We start from the raw sequence: 1683 nt of genomic DNA on the forward strand, positions 1-1683 counted from the left end.
CAGCTGTGCCTTTGGAGTATGACGTGAAGATACGCGGCAAGATTTACCTTATCGTGGGCGTGATGGGCTTCATTTCCGTCCTCATCGGCGCCATCGCCGTTCATGTGGTCTCGGAATACAGCGACAAGCTGCATCAGTACGAGAACGCCGCCGATCGCGCCTTCCTCGGCGAACATCTGAACCGCCAAGTCACTGCCGTCGTCATGGAAGCGCGCGGCGTCTATGCCGCCAAGGATACCGACGGTGCCAAGAAGTTCGCCGAAGGCATCGCCAAGGAACTCGACGGCATCGACGCGACGCTCAAGGAATGGCAGCCGCTCGTTCCGGATGCGCAGAAGGCCGCCTTCGATGCCGTGGTTTCGCGCGCCGCCGAATTCCGCACCTTCCGCATGGAAACGGCCCGCCTCGGCACGACGGAATCGATTGTCGCCGCCAACGAGCAGGGCAACAACGAGCTGAACCGCGCCAACCGCAAGGCCTTCCAGAAGGAAATCGATGCCGTCGTGCAGACGGACAACGAGAACCTGACGACCATCAAGGCCGACATCGCCTCCTTCGAGACCCTGATGCTGACGCTCGTGCTCGGCACGGTCGGTGCCGGCCTCGTTCTGGGCGGCGGTATCGCCTTCTATATCGCGACGAACGAACTCAGCCGCCCGATCCAGAAGGTCACCGACACGATGAACCGCCTTGCCGGCGGCGATCTTGAGACGGAAGTGCCCTATGCCGGCCGCAAGGACGAAATCGGCGAAATGGCCGCCGCCGTCGCCGTCTTCCGCCAGAACGCCATCACCGTGCGCGACCTCAATGCCCAGGAACAGGTGCTGCGCGAAAAGAGCGCGGACCTCCAGTCCTCCATTGCGACCGTGGTGCACGCGGCTGCTGCCGGCGACTTCTCCTCGCGCATCAGCAAGGATTATCACAACGAAGACCTCAACCGCTTCGCCCGCTCCGTCAACGAGCTGGTCGCCGGCGTCGAGGAGGGCATTGCCGAAACCCGCCGCGTCATCGGCTCGCTGGCCGACGGCGACCTGACGCAGACCATGAACGGTGCGTTCCGAGGCGCCTTCGCCGAGCTGCAGCAGAACGTCAACGCGACGCTCGCCACGCTCCAGCGCACCATGCGCGAAGTGCGTGGCTCGACGGATGCCATCAACGCCAATTCCGGTGAGTTGCGCACCGCCTCGGACGATCTGTCCAAGCGCACCGAGCAACAGGCCGCGGCGCTGGAGGAAACCTCCGCCGCGCTCGAAGAGATCACCGCAGCCGTCAAGAATTCAACGGAGCGGGCAAACGAGGCGACCTCGATGGTCGGCGAGGCGACGCAGAGCGCCAAGCAGTCCGGCGCCATCGTGCGCAACGCCATCGACGCCATGGGCCGCATCGAGCAGGCCTCCAGCGAGATCAGCCAGATTATTTCCGTGATCGACGAGATCGCCTTCCAGACCAACCTCCTGGCGCTGAATGCCGGCGTGGAGGCCGCCCGTGCGGGCGAAGCCGGGAAGGGATTTGCGGTCGTCGCGCAGGAAGTGCGTGAACTCGCCCAGCGCGCCGCCAGTGCCGCCAAGGACATCAAGGGCCTGATCACCAAGTCGGGCAGCGAAGTGGCCGTCGGCGTGAAATATGTCCAGGAGACGGGGGCCGCCCTCTCCGACATCGAAACCCGCGTCGTCACCATCAACG

Annotated in this window: 1 protein-coding gene; it reads left to right on the forward strand. The window is 64.3% G+C overall.

All coding sequences use genetic code 11. The features are described from left to right. Positions 1-23 precede the first annotated feature (23 nt). On the forward strand, positions 24-1683 hold a 1660-nt coding region (locus ACOZKU_RS26365), incomplete at its 3' end, for a methyl-accepting chemotaxis protein (protein ID WP_421581396.1).

The sequence above is a fragment of the Shinella sp. M31 genome (assembly GCF_049199205.1).
Classification (GTDB): Bacteria; Pseudomonadota; Alphaproteobacteria; order Rhizobiales; family Rhizobiaceae; genus Shinella.